The 17657-nt window shown below is 65.2% G+C and carries 15 protein-coding genes and 1 pseudogene; 4 read left to right on the forward strand and 12 right to left on the reverse strand.

The window, feature by feature from the left end; genetic code table 11:
- From ACP5E6_RS02880 to ACP5E6_RS02925, 10 genes are all read right to left on the reverse strand, one after another.
- Positions 1-1010 (reverse strand): acyl-CoA dehydrogenase family protein (locus tag ACP5E6_RS02880; RefSeq protein ID WP_427951420.1); only part of this gene is annotated, 1010 nt, incomplete at its 3' end.
- 148 nt (positions 1011-1158) lie between these two features.
- Complete coding sequence (gene pimC / locus ACP5E6_RS02885) at positions 1159-2370, reverse strand: pimeloyl-CoA dehydrogenase large subunit (RefSeq protein WP_427951423.1); 1212 nt, start codon at positions 2368-2370, stop codon at positions 1159-1161.
- A gap of 10 nt (positions 2371-2380) precedes the next feature.
- Positions 2381-3562: an acetyl-CoA C-acyltransferase gene (locus ACP5E6_RS02890; RefSeq protein WP_427951426.1), complete on the reverse strand. Its 1182-nt coding sequence runs from the start codon at positions 3560-3562 to the stop codon at positions 2381-2383.
- A gap of 9 nt (positions 3563-3571) precedes the next feature.
- The gene (gene pimA / locus ACP5E6_RS02895) at positions 3572-5260 is read right to left on the reverse strand and encodes a dicarboxylate--CoA ligase PimA (protein WP_427951428.1); all 1689 of its coding nucleotides are present in this window, start codon (positions 5258-5260) and stop codon (positions 3572-3574) included.
- The gene (locus ACP5E6_RS02900; protein ID WP_427951431.1) at positions 5257-7356 is read right to left on the reverse strand and encodes a 3-hydroxyacyl-CoA dehydrogenase NAD-binding domain-containing protein; all 2100 of its coding nucleotides are present in this window, start codon (positions 7354-7356) and stop codon (positions 5257-5259) included. The genes pimA and ACP5E6_RS02900 overlap by 4 nt, the downstream gene beginning before the upstream one ends.
- A gap of 77 nt (positions 7357-7433) precedes the next feature.
- Positions 7434-7601, reverse strand: a complete 168-nt coding sequence (locus tag ACP5E6_RS02905; protein ID WP_427951434.1) for a hypothetical protein — start codon at positions 7599-7601, stop codon at positions 7434-7436.
- Positions 7598-8305 carry a hypothetical protein gene (locus tag ACP5E6_RS02910; protein WP_427951437.1) on the reverse strand — a complete coding sequence of 236 codons (708 nt, stop codon included), beginning with the start codon at positions 8303-8305 and terminating at the stop codon, positions 7598-7600. The genes ACP5E6_RS02905 and ACP5E6_RS02910 overlap by 4 nt, the downstream gene beginning before the upstream one ends.
- A gap of 19 nt (positions 8306-8324) precedes the next feature.
- Complete coding sequence (locus ACP5E6_RS02915) at positions 8325-9317, reverse strand: ABC transporter substrate-binding protein (RefSeq protein WP_427951439.1); 993 nt, start codon at positions 9315-9317, stop codon at positions 8325-8327.
- Positions 9318-9580: 263 nt separating this feature from the next.
- Entirely contained in the window at positions 9581-10948 is a 1368-nt protein-coding gene (locus ACP5E6_RS02920; RefSeq protein ID WP_427951442.1) for a tetratricopeptide repeat protein, read from the reverse strand.
- The gene (locus tag ACP5E6_RS02925) at positions 10945-12819 is read right to left on the reverse strand and encodes a sulfotransferase (protein WP_427951445.1); all 1875 of its coding nucleotides are present in this window, start codon (positions 12817-12819) and stop codon (positions 10945-10947) included. Before ACP5E6_RS02925 ends, ACP5E6_RS02920 begins: the two co-directional genes overlap by 4 nt.
- Before the next feature lie 133 nt (positions 12820-12952).
- On the opposite strand from ACP5E6_RS02925, the gene mbfA reads away from it, so the two are divergent.
- The 4 genes from mbfA to yddG are packed head-to-tail and all read left to right on the forward strand — an operon-like array spanning position 12953 to position 16659.
- A complete protein-coding gene (gene mbfA, locus ACP5E6_RS02930; RefSeq protein ID WP_427951448.1) occupies positions 12953-13909 on the forward strand; it encodes an iron exporter MbfA in 957 nt (318 codons plus the stop codon).
- Between the two features lie 31 nt (positions 13910-13940).
- A complete protein-coding gene (locus ACP5E6_RS02935) occupies positions 13941-14912 on the forward strand; it encodes an NAD(P)H-dependent flavin oxidoreductase (RefSeq protein WP_427951450.1) in 972 nt (323 codons plus the stop codon).
- 48 nt (positions 14913-14960) lie between these two features.
- Entirely contained in the window at positions 14961-15719 is a 759-nt protein-coding gene (locus tag ACP5E6_RS02940; protein ID WP_427951452.1) for a substrate-binding domain-containing protein, read from the forward strand.
- 4 nt (positions 15720-15723) lie between these two features.
- Entirely contained in the window at positions 15724-16659 is a 936-nt protein-coding gene (yddG, locus tag ACP5E6_RS02945; RefSeq protein WP_427951455.1) for an aromatic amino acid exporter YddG, read from the forward strand.
- Here the strand turns inward: yddG and ACP5E6_RS02950 are convergent.
- Together ACP5E6_RS02950 and ACP5E6_RS02955 are read right to left on the reverse strand one after the other, a co-directional pair.
- Positions 16577-17242 (reverse strand): glutathione S-transferase, encoded by a 666-nt coding sequence (locus tag ACP5E6_RS02950; protein ID WP_427951458.1) that lies wholly within the window; start codon positions 17240-17242, stop codon positions 16577-16579. The genes yddG and ACP5E6_RS02950 overlap by 83 nt on opposite strands.
- Positions 17239-17657: pseudogene (locus ACP5E6_RS02955) on the reverse strand (YgfZ/GcvT domain-containing protein); the annotation flags it as partial. The pseudogene ACP5E6_RS02955 and the gene ACP5E6_RS02950, both read right to left, overlap by 4 nt.

The following is a 17657-nucleotide window of genomic DNA, read 5'->3' on the forward strand; positions in this document are numbered from 1 at the left end:
CCGCCGTGCAGCTGGATCGCTTGCTGGCCGACGAATTTGGCGGCCTTGCCGACGGCGGATTTCGCCATCGCCATGGCGTGCGCGCGGGTTTTCGCATCGCTCTCGGACGCTGACAAAGCGGCGAAGATTGCCATGCTGCGGGCCTGTTCGAGCGCGACATACATATCGACCGCACGGTGTTGCAGCGCCTGGAATGCCGAGATCGCGACGCCGAATTGCTTGCGGGTTTTCATGTAATCGACCGTCATCGCGATGATCGCTTCCATCGCACCGACCGCTTCGGCACAGATGGCGGCGATGGCTTCATCGGCCGCGCGTTCGAGCACGGCGAGGTCGCCGATTTGGCGCGTTGCGGGAACGCGGACGTTGGCGAGCGAGATTTCAGCGCCGTGCAACGCATCCTGCATGGCGTAGCCGCGGCGCGACACGCCTGTGGATTTCGCGTCGATCAGGAACAGGGCGACGCCGTCACGATCGCGCGTGCCGCCGGCGGTGCGGGCGCTGACGATCAGATGATCGGCGGCATCGCCGGCGATCACCACGGTTTTGTCGCCTTCGATGATGAAATCATCGCCATCGCGCCGCGCCGTGGTGGTGACGTCGTTCAGATCGTAGCGCGAGTGGCGTTCGGTATGGGCGACGGCGATGATGGCCTCGCCGCCTGCGATCTTTGGAATGATGTCGTCCTTGATGGCATCGCTCGCACCATGGCGCAGGATGGCGCCGGCGAAGATGGCGCACGGCATATAGGGCTCGAGCGCAACGGCCTTGCCGATTTCCTCCATGATGATCATGGTCTCGATCGGACCCCCGCCGAAGCCGCCATGGGCTTCATCGAACGGCAGGGCGAGTAATCCGGCTTCGGCATATTCCGCCCAGACCGCGCGATCGAACCCTTCGGGCTGTTTCGCATAGGCCTTGCGCTTCTCGAAATCGGCATAGCGGTTGGCGAAGAGTTTACTGACGCTGTCGCGGAGGAGGCGCTGCTCGTCGGTGAAGTCGAAGTCCATGGTGGCGTTCCTTATGAGGAAGAGGAAGGCTTGTTTCTTGTAAAAAATCTTTTTGATTCTGGATTCGGTGAGGCGGCGAAGCTCGTGTGCCACCTCACCAGCGAATAAGAGTTTTTTGGTTCTTTTTTACAAAAAAGAACTCTTTTACTTAAAAACCCAATATAGCCTTAGCAATAATATTCCGCTGGATTTCATTGGACCCACCATAGATCGAAATCTTGCGCCAGTTGAAGTAGGTCGGTGCGGCGTAGGCGGCATCATCCGGCCCGATCGGTGTGTTGTTGCCCTCGTCTTCGGCATCGGTCGAGCGTTGGTAGGGCATGGCGAGCGGGCCGACCACGTCCATCAAAAGCTCAGTGGTGGCTTGCTGAATTTCCGAACCCTTGATTTTCAGGACGGATGATTTGGGGTCCGGCGCACCGTGCTTGCCGGATTTGCGCGCGTCGGCGAGCACGCGCAGCTGGGTGATTTCCAACGCTTTGAGGTCGATCTCGACGCCGGCCAGTTTTTCGCGAAACCAAGGCGCGTCCATCAAGGTTCCGTCGCCTGCGCGCTCTTTTGAGGCAAGCTCGCGCACCCGGCGCAGGCGCTGTTTGGAGACACCGACGCGGGCGATGCTGGTGCGTTCGTTGCCGAGCAGGAATTTGGCGTAATCCCAGCCTTTGTTTTCCTCGCCGACCAGGTTTTCGGCCGGGACCTTGACCTCGTCGAACCAGACCTCGTTGACCTCGTGCCCGCCATCGATCAACTGGATCGGGCGGACGGTGATGCCGGGGGATTTCATATCGACGAGGATGAAGGATATGCCTTGCTGCTTTTTGGCGGCCTGGGTGTCGGTGCGGGCGAGCACGAAAATCCAGTCGGCATATTGGGCCAGCGTGGTCCAGGTTTTCTGGCCGTTGATGATGTAGTGATCGCCTTCGCGGCGGGCGGTGGTTTTCAACCCGGCGAGGTCGGACCCGGCGCCGGGCTCGGAGAAGCCCTGGCACCACCAGATATCGAGATTTGCCGTGCCGGGCAGGAATTTTTTCTTTTGCGCGTCATTGCCGAAGGTGGCGATCACTGGTCCGACCATCGAGACGTTGAACGGCAAGGGCTGCGGCGCGGGGGCGGATTGCAATTCATCGATCAGGATGAACTCCTGCACCGGGCTCCAATCCTGGCCCCCCCAGGCTTTCGGCCAATGCGGGGTCGCCCAGCCCTTGGCGTTGAGCCTGGCTTGCCAATTCACGATATCCTGCTTGGCGATTTCACGACCTTCGATCATCCGCTGCTGCACCTCGTTGGGCAGATTGTCGTGGATGAAGGCGCGGATTTCATCGCGAAACGCGAGTTCCTCGGGTGAGAAGCTCAGCTCCATGGCACGTCTCCTAATTGATTTCGAACAAACCCGCGGCCCCCTGGCCGCCGCCGATGCACATGGTGACCACCGCGAATTTCGCACCCCGGCGCTTACCCTCGATCAGCGCGTGGCCGGCCATGCGCGCGCCGCTCATGCCGTAGGGATGGCCGATCGAGATCGAACCGCCATCGACGTTGAGCTTGGCGGGATCGATGCCGAGCCGGTCGCGGCAATAGATCACCTGGCTCGCGAACGCCTCGTTGAGTTCCCATAGATCGATGTCATCGACAGTCAAGCCATGGCGCTTCAACAGTCGCGGCACGGCGAATACCGGGCCGATGCCCATTTCGTCCGGCTCGCAGCCGGTGACGGCGAAGCCGCGGAATATGCCCATCGGCGTCAGGCCACGCGAAGCCGCCTCGGTGTCGGACATCAGCACGCAGGCCGAGGCGCCATCCGATAGCTGGCTGGCGTTGCCGGCGGTGATGAATTGATCCTCGCCGCGCACCGGCTTGAGTTTTGCCAAACCCTCCAGCGTCGTATCCGGCCGGTTGCCCTCGTCCTGGCGCAGGGTGATCTCTTCCTGCGAGACTGCCCTGGTCTCCTTGTTCTCGACCGCTTTGGTCGTGGTGATCGGCACGATCTCGGCATCGAACCGCCCCGCAAGCTGCCCGGCGGCGGTGCGGCGCTGGCTTTCGAGCGCGTACTCATCCTGCGCGGCGCGGGTGATTTTGTAACGGGCCGCCACGATATCGGCGGTTTCAATCATCGGCATGTAAACCTGTGGCTTGTGCTCGAGCAGCCACGTATCGAGATTACGGCCGTTATTGACTGGATTGGAGGTCATGCTGATGCATTCGAGACCGCCGGCCAGCGCGATCGGCGCGCCTTCGATCATGATTTCATGCGCGGCCAGCGCAATCGCCTGAAGACCGGACGAACAGAAGCGATTGACGGTCATGGCCGCCGCATCGACCGAGACGCCGGCGCGTACCGCGGCGAGGCGGGCGATGTTGCCGCCCGTGGTGCCTTCCGGCGTGGCGCAGCCCATGACGACATCCTCGATGTCGCGGGGATCGAGCTTCGCGCGGTCCATGGCGTGACGCATCGCATGGGCGCCGAGCGCCGGCCCCGAGGTGATGTTGAAGGCACCGCGGAACGCCTTGCCGATCGGCGTGCGGGCGGTGGAAACAATGACGGCGTCAACCATGCGTAGCTCCTAACGGGCGGTCTGGGTTTGATGATGAACCACGGCCTCGGCGGCGAGTTCCTTGCGCGAAAACTTGCCGACCGATGTTTTCGGCAGGGTGTCGCGGAATTCGAGGGCGACCGGCATTTCGTGGCGACCGAGCTTGTCGGCGAGGAAGGCGCGTAAGGTGGCTATATCGAAAGGCGCCGCACCGGGCTTCAAGGTGATGAACGCCTTGGCTGACTGGCCGCGATAATCGTCGGGGATGCCGACGACGATCACCTCGGCGACGTCAGGGTGTTCATAGATCGCCTGTTCGATCTGCGTCGGGTAAACGTTGAATCCGCCGGAGAGGATCATGTCCTTCTTGCGGTCGACCAGGAAGACCATTCCGTCCTGATCGATATAGCCGATATCGCCGGTCAGGAAATGACCATCGATGAAACTCCTGGCGTCTTCGGCGGGATTCTTCCAATAGCCTCTGAACAGATTGGGCGATTTGATCCGAATTTCGCCGGTTTCGCCATAGGGCAGCAGGCGCTTCGGATCATCGAGGGCGACGACATCGAGCTTGATGCCCGGCAGCGGCATGCCGGCGGAGCCGAGTTTGAAAATCCCGTCGAGCAGATTGCCGGTTCCGGCCGAAGCCGTCTCGGTCATGCCCCAGCCGCCGCCCAGCCGCATCCCGGTCAGCCGCTCGAACCGCAAGCCAATCTCCACCGGCAGCGGCGCGCCACCCGAGCCCACCAGTTTGAGCGAGGACAGATCCCGCCGGTCCAGATCAGGCACATTCGCCAGCGCGATCCACATCGTCGGCACACCGGGGAAATAACTCGCCCGGTTCACCTCGATGTCGCGCAGCGTGGTCTCGGCGTCGAATTTCAGCCGCAGCATCAGCATGCTGCCGCGCGAGAGTTGCAACAGCAGCAGCACCACCAGCGCATAGATGTGAAACAGCGGCAGCACGCAGATCGCCCGAAACCGCTCGCCCGGCGGAAACCGCCCCTGCCCGTCGAAAAACGCGGCATAGATCGCAACCGAGGCCCGCAGCGTGGCATGGGTATGCATCGCCCCCTTCGGCAGACCCGTGGTGCCGCCGGTATATTGCAGCAGGGCCAGCCCGTCCGGATCGATCGCCGGCAACACCACATCCGCCCCGCGCCCCAATGCCCGCAGCGCCGGAATCGTCATGATGCGTGGATCATCCTGCGGAATCGGCGGATGCACCATGCCCGGAATCGGGCCGAACTGCGCATCGTCCCCCACGATCAGCCGATCGACATGCCCACCCTCCAGCAAGCGGATCGCCATCGCCAGCATCGTGCCCAGATTGGTGCACACCAGCACCCGCGCGCCGGAATCATGCAGCTTGTGCACCAGCTCCCGCTCGGCATCGAGCGGCGAGAGATGCGCCACCACCAGCCCCGCACTCAGCGTGCCGAAAAAACTGAACGGATGCCCCGGCGAATTCGGCAGATACAGCGCGACCCGCTCGCCCGGACGCAGCCCGAGCGCGATCAGCCCCCTGGCAAATTCATCGATCGCGACACCGAGTTCGGCAAAACTGATCTCATGGCCGCGATACTCCAGCGCCGGCTCTGCCCCATGCCGCGCGATCGTGTTCGCCAGCATCGCCGGAATCGTCTCGCGCGGAATCTCGATATCCCACGACAATCCAGGCGGATAATTCCGCTCCCAGGGGAACGGCCGCGCGCTCACGCCGCCGCTGCCTTGGCACCTTTGCCGAAATCGGCAAACCCCTTGCCCTGCTCGGCCAGGCGCCGCAACAATGCGGCCGGCATCAGCCCGTCATCGCCGGTCGCCTTCGCATAATGCTCAAGCCGCTCCACGATCGTCGCCAACCCGACCAGATCGGCATGGAAACACGGCCCGCCGCGCCACACCGGCCAGCCATAGCCATACACCCACACCACATCGATGTCGGAAGGCCGGATCGCGATGCCCTCTTCGAGAATCCGCGCCGCCTCGTTGATCATCGGATAGGTCATCCGCTCCAGGATCTCCTGATCGTCGATCACCCGCCGCGTCATCCCCAACCGCGTCGACGTCTCCAGAATCAACGCCTCGACCTCCGGGTCCGGCATCGGCGTCCGGCTGCCGGCCTCATAGAGGTAATAGCCGCGCCCGGTCTTCTGCCCGAACCGCCCGCGCTCGCACAGCACATCGGAAATCGGCGCGGTCACGCCACGATGTTTGCGAATCCGCCAGCCCACATCCAACCCCGCCAGATCGCCCATCGCGAACGGCCCCATCGGAAACCCGAATTTCAGCACCACCGCATCGACCTGCTGCGGCAACGCGCCCTCCAGCAGCAGCCGCTCGCATTCGGTGGTGCGCCGCGCCAGCATCCGGTTGCCGACGAACCCGTCGCAATTACCGACCACGACCGGTACCTTGCCCATCGCCTTGCCCACCGCAATCGCGGTCGCAATCGCCTGATCCGAACTCGCCTTGCCGCGCACGATCTCGAGCAGCTTCATCACATTCGCCGGCGAGAAAAAATGCATCCCCAGCACATCGGCGGGCCGCGCCGTCGCCGCCGCGATCGCATCGACATCCAGCGTCGACGTATTGGTCGCCAACACGGCACCCGGTTTCGCCACCCCATCGAGCCGGCCGAAAATCGTCTTCTTGAGATCCATCTCCTCGAACACGGCCTCGATCACCATGTCCGCCTCGGCAATCTGCGACCAATCCGTCGTGCCACTAACCAAGGCCATGCGCTTTTCAGTCGCATCCGCCGGCAACGCGCCGCGCTTGACCGAAATGTCGTAGGTTTCGCGCACCCGGTCCAACCCGCGCTGCAACGCCGCCGCATCGGTCTCGACCAGCGTGACCGGCACCCCGGCATTGGCGAAATTCATCGCAATCCCGCCGCCCATCGTCCCCGCGCCGATCACCGCGGCCCGCGCGATGACCGCGGGCTTTACCCCCGGCGCCATGCCCGGAATTTTCTGCGCCTCACGCTCGGCGAAAAACACATGCCGCTGCGCGCGGGACTGATCGCCCACCACCAGCCGCATGAACATCGCCCGCTCCGCCGCCAGCCCGGCCTCGAAATCCAGGGTGAACGCATTGCGCACCGACTCGACACAGGAAGCCGGCGCCTCGATGCCCCGCAGCCGCTTCACCGCCTCCGCCGCCGCGCGCTCGAACCCCGAAGGGTCGGCCTTCGCCGCTGCAATTTTCTCGTCCCGATCCCGCACCCGCACCAGCGACGCGGTGACGATGGTATGCGCGAAATCCACCGCCCCCTGCACCGGATCGGCCACGATCGCATCGATCAACCCATCCGCCAGCGCTGTCTTCGCCCCGATCATCCGCCCCGAAACGATCGCCGCCACCGCCTTCTCCGGCCCGATCAACCGGGGCAGGCGCTGCGTTCCACCGGCACCCGGCAGCAGCCCGAGCTTCACCTCCGGCAGCCCCATCCGCGCCGTCTCGGTCGCCACCCGGTAATGGCACCCCATCGCCAGTTCCAGCCCACCGCCCAATGTCGTGCCGAACAGCGCCGCGATCGTCGGCTTGGCGCAGGCATCGAACCGCTCGATCACCTCATGCAACCCCGGATCACGCGGCGGCGCGCCGAACTCGGTAATATCCGCCCCGGCCGAAAACGTCCGCCCCCGGCACGTCAGCACGATCACCTTCACCGCCGGATCGGCCTCGGCCCGGCCCAGCGCCGCGAGCAACCCGGCCCGCACCGCATGCCCCAGAGCATTGACCGGTGGATTGTCGATCGCAACGATCGCAACCGCATTGATCATGTCAAGATGAACAATATCCTGGCTCATTTTTCCTCCGTTCGTGCTCGTAGGGGCACTATTGGTTAAGCCTTTATCGCTTACGGTCATCAGCGATGCAAGAGGGATCAGCGCCGCGCCAGCAACCCAACCCCGACCAGCAGCGCCAGCGGAATCAACACCCCGGCATACAGATGAGCTTCGCTCGCGATCACACGATTCGCGAACAGAACGCTACCGGCGACCCAGGCGATGGTCGCGGCATCGCCGAGCAGGGTTTTGAACAATGTTTTCACGACGGCAGCCTCGGCAACCCACCGATCAGCACAAGCCCGCCCAGCGCATAAAAGCCCATCAGCGCCGGCAACGCATAATCGCCGATCGGCCAGACGTAGCCGAGTGAACTCAGTAGCCAGAACGTGCCGAAGCCCAGAATCGCGGCGCCGACCAGATATTTGATGGTGTTTTCCGGCACGCGTGACAGCGGCGCGCGAAGCAATGCGCCCGTGCCCATCACCACGCCGAGTGCCGCAATCGCGGCGGCGGCGGCCAGCCCGGTCCGCCCGGTCTGCACACCGAGCGCCACCACGATCAGCCAGACTTCCATCCCCTCCATCAGCACGCCCTGGAAGGCGACCAGCATGGCGCCGTTCACCTCCGCCAGCGCCGGACGCGCCGAGACCGCGGCAAATGCCGCGTCCTCATCGCGCAACCGGCGCAACCCCGCCGCGCGGGCAATCGCTTTCGCCAGCCAGCGCATGCCGAACATCGTGAGCACCACGCCAATGACGAATTGAATGATCCGCTCATCTCCGATCATGCTGAGCGCATGCGCGCCGAACAGTGTGAGCACGCCCAGCACCGCCAACGCCGCACCCGCCGCCCCGATCGCGCGCGGCCACCCGATCGCCAGCGCCACCGCGAGCACGATGGTGAACGCCTCGACCCACTCGACCCCGGCGGTCAGAAAACTCGCGATAATGACCGATAGGTTGGACATGGCGATGCTTACACCTCCCTCACGTGCTGGGCCCGACGATGCTCCTGACAAACCACGCGACGATGGCCGGCTGAACGCTCGCCAACCGCGCGGCATCCAGCGATACCGGCGACACCGATGCAAAATCCGGCATCGTCGCCGGTGCGGCCATAGCACTCACCGCCGGCCAGAACGGCGCATCATCCCCGCCCTGCCGCAACGCGATACCCACCGCGGCAGGTGAATTCACATAGGCGATGAACCGCAACGCGTCACGCCGTTGCGCCTTTGACAAATGTCGGGCCATCACGATCACACTCGGCAGTTCGCTCGCCGGTTGCGGCACCACGACACGCAACGATCGATCAAGATCGACACTGTAATGCAGCCCGGCCGAGGACCGCACGATCGCGATCTGGATCGCGCCACTGCGCAACGCCGCCAACGTCGTTGCGGTATCGCGATAGATATGCAGCCCATCGGCCTTCAACGCCGCGAAATAGGCTTGCCCCGCCGGCCAGCCGCCGGCGGCATGCAACATGCTCGCGATGGCGCCGAAACCCTGCTCCGATGTCGCCGGATCATTCATCCCGATCAGCCCGTGATACGCCGGATCGGTCAGATCACGCCACGTCGCCGGCGGCGCGAACGGCGCGGATTTCGCCATCACCAGAACGCCGGCAATGCCGATCCCGGTCGGCACATAGGCACCATCCGCACTGGTCACGCCCGCCGCCACGGCGCTGAGACCCGCAGGCTGCGGCAGATGCCGCGCCAATAATCCGCGCCGGTCGAGATGATCCGCGTTGCTCGCGCCATCGAACCACGCCAGCGTCCACCGTGGATGCTGACCCTCGGCAATGATCCGCGACTGCAACCCGAACGCCGGCGGACGACGCACCCGTACCGCAATGCCACTCTCCCGCGTGAACCCACGCACCACCGCCGGCACGAAATCAAGCCGCGAATACACAACCAACCCCGCCGCCACCGCCCGCTGCGGCACAGCCAACCCCACCACGAGCGCCGCCACGACCCCGAACCAGACCCGGTGGGGGTGATGGGTGGAGCAAGGCCAGGGGCTCTGCCCCTGGACCCCGCTAAGGGCTGAGCCCTTAGAACCCGCTTGTTTTAGGCGAGAGAGGGCGATGTCCGGGACTCTCGACGGATCTGGCCTGGATCGCCCTCTCTCGCCTAAAACCAATGGATTCCAAAGGCTGAGCCTTTGGCGGGCGTCCAGGGGGCAGAGCCCCCTGATCTGCTTCACCCACCGCGCCCACCTGGTCCCGTGCGATGTCATAGTGCCGCCGCGATGCGGTCGATCACGCCGGACCAATCGTAGGGGCGTTGTTGGCGGTAGAGGTGCAGCGAGGGGTACCAGGGGGTATCGTCGCGGTCGAGCAGCCAGCGCCAATCGGGGGCGTAGGGCAGGATGACCGAGGTGGGGATGCCGGAGGCGCCGGCGAGGTGGGCGACCGAGGTATCGATGGTGACGAGGTGGTCGAGGCTTTGCAGGATGGCGAGGGTATCGGTGAAATCGCTGATGCTGGGGCCGAGGTTGATCAGCGGGGCCGCGCCGAAATAGGTGCCGACCTGGGCGATCTGATCGCCTTTTTGCACGGTGACGATGGCGAGGTCGGCGCGGGCGAACAGCGGGGCGAACTGATCGAGTTTAACCGTGCGCTTGCGATCGTTCTTATGGGTCGGCCGTCCGGCCCAGACCAGGCCGATGCGTTTTTTGCCGGGCGGCGTCAGGGCGTCGAGCCGTTGTTTCCAGGCCGTGATTTTGGCGGGGTCGGGGTGAAGATAGGGGATGGCGGCGGGGATCGTCTCGATCGTGGTGCCGGCGATGCGGGGCATGCCGGAGAGCGGGATATAGGCATCGAATTCGCCGGTGGTTTCCCAGCGGGTGACGATGCGGCCGAGGCCGGGGATCTGACGCAGGATGGGGACGAGATCGCCGCTGCAGGCGAGCACGGGCTTGGGCGCGCGTTCGGCGGCCCAGGGGATGTAGCGGCCGAACTGGATGCAATCGCCGAAGCCCTGATCAGCGACGATCAGCAGCTTGCCTTCGGGCAGCGCCCCGCCGTCCCATTGCGGCTTGTCGGTTTTCGGCAACATGCCTTCGGCCTGTTTGAGCTTGAAGCGCCACTCGTAGCTTTCCCAGCCCTCGGTGAGGCGGCCGCCGAGCAGCAGCACTTCGGCGCGTTCGAAATGGGCTTCGGGGAAGTTGGGATCGAGCGCGATCGAGCGATCGGCGGCGGCGAGGGCGTCGTCGAGTTCGCGGCGTTCGTAGCGGATCAGGGCGTGGTTGAAATGGGCGCGGCTATCGTCCGGCGCGAGTTCGACCGCGCGGAGCGCCATGCGCAGCGCATCGTCGAGCCGGCCGGCGCCGCGGTAGATTTCGCACATGTTGCGCGGATAGACGGCGACGGTAGGCGAGAGTTCGAGCGATTTTTCCATCCGTTCGATCGCGAGCGGAATTTTGCCGCGCCGGTAGGCGACGATGCCGGACAGATGCAGCACGTGCGGGTGTTCGGGGGCCGCGCGCAGCACCCGTTCGGCGAGGGCTTCGGCGTCTTCCAGTTTACCATCGCGCTCATAGGCGCTGATTTCATTCAGAACCTCGCCCAAGGTGACCTTGACGCCGGCGGCGCCGCTCATGGCGCGATCTCCTGGGGTTCGGCGTAGCCGAGGCGCTCGATCCAGGGGGCGAGCAGCGGGGCCGCCTCGGCGAACACCGGGCCGAACGCGCGGTGGCGGTAGCGGCTGCGCTGGTGGATCGGTTGCTGCACCACCCGATGAGCGGGCGTGCGCGGCACGGCGCGCGGCGGGGCGGCGAGGAGGGTCGCGGGGTCGGTGGCGATGCCGATGAAATCAAGCACCCGTGCGATCGTGGCGAGCGGCGCCTGCACGAGGTCCTCGTAGCGCACCGGCAGGTAGCGCAGGGTGGTCTGACCTCGGATCTGGCTGATCGCGTTCATCTGGGCATCGTAGAGTGCGGCCATGCTGGCGAGGGTGACGCCGGCGTTACCCTCGTAGAGCTTGTCCTGGGCGAAACCGGAGAGGGTGACATCGAGCGGGTGGCGCAGGACATGGATGATCGGCGCGGTCGGGAACAGCGCCCCCGCGAGGCCGAGCAGCCAGGGCAGGTCGGGGTTGCGGTCGGTGACGAAGCGGGTCTCGGCCGTGATGACGCCGCCGCCGCGCAGCATGGCGATGTAGCGGTTGGCCAGCATCGGCAGCACGTCGCGCTGGTCGCCGGCCATGGTGTCGAGCAGGGCGGCGGGAAAGGGCTCGGCCGGGCCGCCGAGGCCGGTGACCAGCCCGGGCAGCAGCCGCGCGAGTTCGGGCAGCGGCGCGCGGCCATCCGCCGGGTCGATGCCGGGGCATTGCATCAACATCTGTTCGAGCAGGGCGGTGCCTGAACGCGGCGTGCCGAGCAGAAAAATCGGCATCGGCGCGCTGGCCACCGGGGTGGGCCGGGCGAGGCCGGCCAGGCGGTCGGCGGTGAAGGTCGCGCGGATCGCGGCGAGCCGCGCCTCGATCGGAGCGGGATCGAAGCTGCGGTTGGCGCGATCGCGCTGGAAGGCCCGGCCCGATTGATAGGCGGCCCAGGCTTCGTCGAACCGGCCGAGCCGTTCGAGCGCGGCGCCCTTGGCGGCGTATTCGGTCGCGACCAGCGACTGCGGTGCGATGGCGGCGGCGGTGGCGTCGATTTTCGCGATCGCGGCGTCGGGGTCGTCGCGGTGCAGGCGCGTCAGTGCGGTGAGCACGGCGATCATGCGGTCGTTCGGCGCGATGGCGGTGGCTTCGGCGAGCAGCGCTTCCGCCTGATCGAGCCGCAGACGCCCGGCCTCGACCTGGGCATAGCCGGCGAGGCCGCGGGCATTGTCGCGTTTCAGGGCGAGTGTGGCGTCATAGGTCGTGGCGGCTTCGTCGAGCCGGCCCTGCTGCTTCAGATTCCAGGCGAGATTGCCGAGCAGGGCGGCGTCGCGCTGGTCGGCGAAGCCGAGGGCGAGGCGATAATGGCGTTCTCCGGCGATCAGGCGGTTGGTTTCGGTGAAGATGATGCCGAGAATGTGGTGGATGGTGGGGTCACGCGGCAGTAATTGCAGCGCGCGGCGGGCCGGGGCTTCGGCCTCGGCGTGGCGGCTCTGGTTGATCAGCAGCTGGGCGTGCTGGACATGGGCGGCAGCGACGTCGGGCGGCAGGCTGGCGATCCGGGCGATCAGCGCTTCGGCGGCGGCGAGGCGACCCTCGGCGCGGCGGAGCTCGAACAGCAGGCGCAGCGCCTCGCGGTGGTGCGGTGCCAGATCGAGGATTTGCAGAATATGGCGCTCGGCCTCGCGGTTGCGATTACCGGCGCGGGCGGTGCGCGCCTGTTCAACCAGCGGTTCGAGCGCGGTGTGATGCGTGGGGTCGGGCAGGCCGCCGGCGTCAAGGCCGCAGCAGCGCCGGGCGCGCAGGCCGGAACCGCAGGCGCAGAGCGTGGGGTCGAACACGGGGCGGGAACGGAGGGTCGATGCACTCATGGCCGGATCATGCAGGGTTTGGCCATGGGCGCAATAGGTCAGGGTTGCAAATGGCTCTCAACTGCAATTGCAAATAAATCGCAAATATAATCCAAATCTTGACCAATGCTGTTGCGCACGGCATTTTGCTGCTATGCGCAATTTTTCCGAACTCTCTGAACGTGAAATCCTCGCCCTGGCGATCGGCGCCGAGGAGGAGGATGGCCGGATCTATACCGATATCGCGGAAAGCCTGCACGCCGACTATCCCGGTTCGGCGAAGGTTTTCTCGGAAATGGCGGCCGAGGAAAGCGATCATCGCCGCCGGCTGATCGATCTGTATCAGCGCAAATTCGGTGATCACATTCCCCTGATCCGCCGTCAGGACGTGAACGGCTTCCTGACCCGCAAGCCGGTCTGGCAATTGCCCAAGCCGAGCATCAGGGACGTCCGCAAGATGGCCGAGAGCATGGAGGCGGAGACCGAGAATTTCTACCGCCTGGCCGCGTCGCGCTCGACGGATGTATCGGTGCGCAAGCTGCTGGGCGATCTGGCCGAGGCCGAGGCCGGGCATGAGCGGGTCGCCGATAAACTGACCGAGGAAAACGTGCCCCAATCGGTGCGCTCCGAGGAAGACGACGCGGCACGGCGCAATTTCGTGCTGCGCTACATCCAGCCCGGACTTGCCGGTTTGATGGATGGTTCGGTTTCCACCCTGGCGCCGGTCTTCGCCTCCGCCTTCGCCACCGGCAAGCCGTGGGAGGCGTTCATCGTCGGCATCGCGGCCTCGCTCGGCGCCGGCATTTCAATGGCCTTCGCCGAGGCGCTCTCCGATGACGGCAGCCTGACCGGGCGCGGCTCGCCGATCATCCGCGGTCTGATCACCGGCGCCATGACCACGCTGGGCGGCCTCGGCCATACGTTGCCGTTCCTGATCCCGGAGTTCCGCACCGCGATGAGCGTGGCGATCGGGGTGGTGGTGATCGAACTCGGCGCGATTTCCTGGATTCGCGCCCATTACATGGATACGCCGCCGATCCGCGCCGCCCTTCAGGTGGCGCTGGGCGGGGCCATCGTGTTCGGCGTCGGGGTCGTGCTCGGCACGAGTTGACGCTTAGGGCAAGCCCCGGCACAACGATGGGATGAACCATCTTTCCGGCTCGGCGGCGGCCCGTCTGCGCGATCAACTGGCGATCCCGGTGATCGGCTCGCCCCTGTTCATTCTCTCGAACCCGAAACTGGTGATTGCGCAATGCACCGCCGGTATCGTGGGTTCGTTCCCGGCGCTGAACGCGCGACCGGAGTCCTGCCTCGATGAGTGGCTGGCCGAGATCACCGAGGCGTTGGCGGCCTGGGATGCGGCGCACCCGCACCAGAAGGCCGCCCCCTTCGCGGTCAATCAGATCGTCCACAAATCAAACGCGCGGCTCGAGCATGATCTTGAACTTTGTGTGAAATACCGCGTGCCGCTGGTGATCACCTCGCTGGGCGCGCGCCCCGAGGTGAACGCGGCGGTGCATTCCTATGGCGGCATGGTTCTGCATGACATCATCAACAACCGATTCGCCCACAAGGCAATCGAGAAGGGGGCTGACGGGCTGATCGCGGTCGCCGCCGGGGCGGGTGGCCATGCCGGGGTGATTTCACCATTTGCGCTGATCCAGGAAATCCGCGCCTGGTTCGCCGGGACGCTCGTCCTGTCCGGCGCGATCGCCACCGGGCGCGCGGTGCTCGCCGCCGAGGCGATGGGCGCGGATTTCGCCTATATCGGCTCGGCCTTCATCGCCACCGACGAGGCCAACGCCTCGGCGGCCTATAAACAGGCAATCGTCGAGAGCGGGGCGGACGACATCGTCTATACCAACCTCTTCACCGGCGTCCACGGCAACTACCTGCGGCCCAGCATCGTCGCGGCGGGGCTCGACCCGGATCATCTGCCGCAGAGCGATGCCTCGGCGATGAATTTCCACGAGGGGGCCAAGGCCAAGGCGTGGAAGGACATCTGGGGCTCCGGCCAGGGGATCGGCGCGATCGACGCGGTGGTGCCGGCGCGGGTGCGGGTGGAAAAACTGATTGCGGAGTATTTAGAGGCGAAGTCGGTGCTTTGCGGGTGACGGGACCGCCGGACAACGATTGCGTCTTCTCATTGGGAGCTACACTCTATGCAGAAACATCTGATTGCGGCGATATGCGGACTGGCTACGGTGTTGAGCGCGGGTGCCGCGCAGGCGGCGCAGCCGATTTACGTCTATGGGCCGGGCGGTCCGTTCCCCGCGATGAAGCAGGCGGCAGCGGCGTTCAGCAAAGCGCACGGGGTCGAGGTGATCGTGATCGGCGGGCCGACGCCAAAATGGCTGGGCGATGCAAAATCCAACGCCGACTTGATTTTCAGCGGAGCGGAAACGATGATGAGCGACTTCCAGACCGCTCTGCCGTCGATCGATGCCAAAACGATAACGCCACTTTATGTGCGGCCCTCGGTGATATTGGTGCGTCCGGGTAATCCGGATCATATCACCGGTATCCAGGATCTCTTCAAGCCAGGGCACCACATACTGGTGGTCAATGGCGCGGGGCAGCAGGGATTGTGGGAGGACGTTGCGGGCCGCACCGGCAGGCTGAGCGACGTTGCCGCGTTTCGCAGGAATATTGCCGTATCGGCGTCAAACAGTGCGGTGGCGCGGGCCGATTGGGTGAAAGACAAATCGCTGGATGCGTGGTTGATCTGGAACATCTGGCAGGTCGCGAACCCTGAACTGGCCCAGGTCGTGACGATTGCGCCGGAATACCGGATTTATCGGGACATGGGCATCGGCCTGACGATCCAGGGCGAAACGCGGCCGGAGGTGACGCAGTTTGCCACCTATCTGGCGTCGCCGGCGGGGGCTAAGATTTTCGAGCATTGGGGTTGGCAGAAATAGCCGGATGCGCGTCTTAACGGCGGAGCGGCGCGCCACCACGATCGGTGGCGGGGCGATCCTGCTATGGTCCACCCTGGCGCTGCTCGCGGCGACGACGCGCGGCATCCCCCCGTTCGAGACGCTGGCGATCAGTTTCGGGGTTGCGTGTCTGGTTGGGCTGGCCGTGCTCGCTTCGCGCCGCCGCCTCGGCCGGTTACGACAATCCCCGCGGGCCTGGGCGATCGGGTTTTTCGGATTGTTTGCCTATCATGCGCTGTATTTCACCGCACTCGACAATGCGCCGCCGGCGCAGGCGGGGTTGATCGCGTATTTATGGCCACTGCTGATCGTGATCTTCGCGGCCCTGCTGCCGGGGGGTGCGTTGCGGGCGCGGCATCTGCTGGGTGCCGTGATGGGATTGGCCGGAACAATGCTGATCCTGCTCGGCGGGTCCGGGCTGGCGGGTCACGGCACCGCGCTGGGCTATGGCTGCGCGCTGGCGGCGGCGTTCGTCTGGTCGGGCTATTCGGTGGCGAACCGCACGATCAGCGCGGTGCCGAGTGAGCTGATCGCCGGGGTGTGCGGCGCGGTTTCGCTCGCGGCGCTCGCGGTGCATCTGGCGACCGAAGCGAGCGTGATGCCGCGCCCGGTCCAATGGGCGGCGCTGATGGCGCTCGGAATCGGGCCGGTCGGGCTGGCCTTCTATTTCTGGGATTTCGCAACGAAACACGGCGATCTGGCGTTGCTCGGCACAATGTCCTACGCCGCCCCGCTGCTCTCCACCGCCTTGCTGATCGCCGTCGGCTGGGCCGGGTTCACATGGAATCTGCTTGGGGCCGCGGCGCTGATCGTCGGCGGGGCGGCGGTGTCGGTCGGGGTCACGCGTAGGGGTAAGGTCCGCCCCTCACCAGCGCCCGTTGATAGGCCGGTCGCGCATGCGCCGCCGCCAGAAAGGCGTTGACCCGCGGAAAATTGCCGCGCAACGCGCCGCGCGCATTCGCCGCCTCGACCGGGAAACTCATCATGATGTCCGCCCCGGTCAGCTCCGGCCCGGCGAACCAGAGCGAATTGGCCAGGCTATCCTCCCAGAAACGGATATGGGTGGCGATGTTCGGGTCAAGATAACTCTCCCCCACCTTGTTCCCGATCATGCGCAGCAGCGGCTTGGCGAGGAACGGCGCCTGGTTGGGCATTTCCGTGAAAATCAGCTTCATCACCAGAAACGGCATCGCCGAGCCTTCGGCATAGTGAAGCCAATAGGTGTAGCGCCGCCGATCATCCGACCCGGCGGGCGGGATCAACCGCCCCTCGCCATATTTTTCGATGATATAATCGATGATCGCCCCGGTTTCGGCCACCGTGGTGTCGCCATCGGTGATCACCGGCGATTTGCCGAGCGGATGCACCGCCTTCAGGCTGGGCGGCGCCAGTTTGGTCTTCGGGTTCCGCTTGTACAGCTTCACCTCGTACTCGAGGCCGAGCTCTTCGAGCAGCCACAGGATGCGCTGCGAGCGGGAGGCTTCGAGATGGTGGACGATGATCATGCGGACGCCTTTTCAGTGGATTCGGGCAGGGTTAACCAATGCGGCACGGCGGGTGTTACCGGAACGGCGCCGATCCGCAAGGGCTGATCGAGCGCATCGAGGCGCAGCATCGCGAGGCCGCGTCGCCCAAGCGCCGCGCGCAGCTCGCCCACCGCCCGCTCCCCCGCGGTAATGGTGCCGCTGGCGGGCAGATCCCCGGCGGCATCGATCGGAATCAGCCGCTGCTTGACCAGACCGCGATAGCGCGTCCGCGCGGTGAGCTCCTGGCCCATGTAACAGCCCTTGTCCCAATCGATGCCGTTGAGTTCAGCGAATCCGGCTTCCAGCAGCAATGTCTTGTCGGGTTCCAGATCGGCGTGATCCGGCAGGCCGAGGGCGAGCCGATGCGCCAGATACGCGCGGGCCGTGGCGTTGC

This window comes from Acidiphilium sp. (assembly GCF_049977125.1).
GTDB lineage: Bacteria > Pseudomonadota > Alphaproteobacteria > Acetobacterales > Acetobacteraceae > Acidiphilium.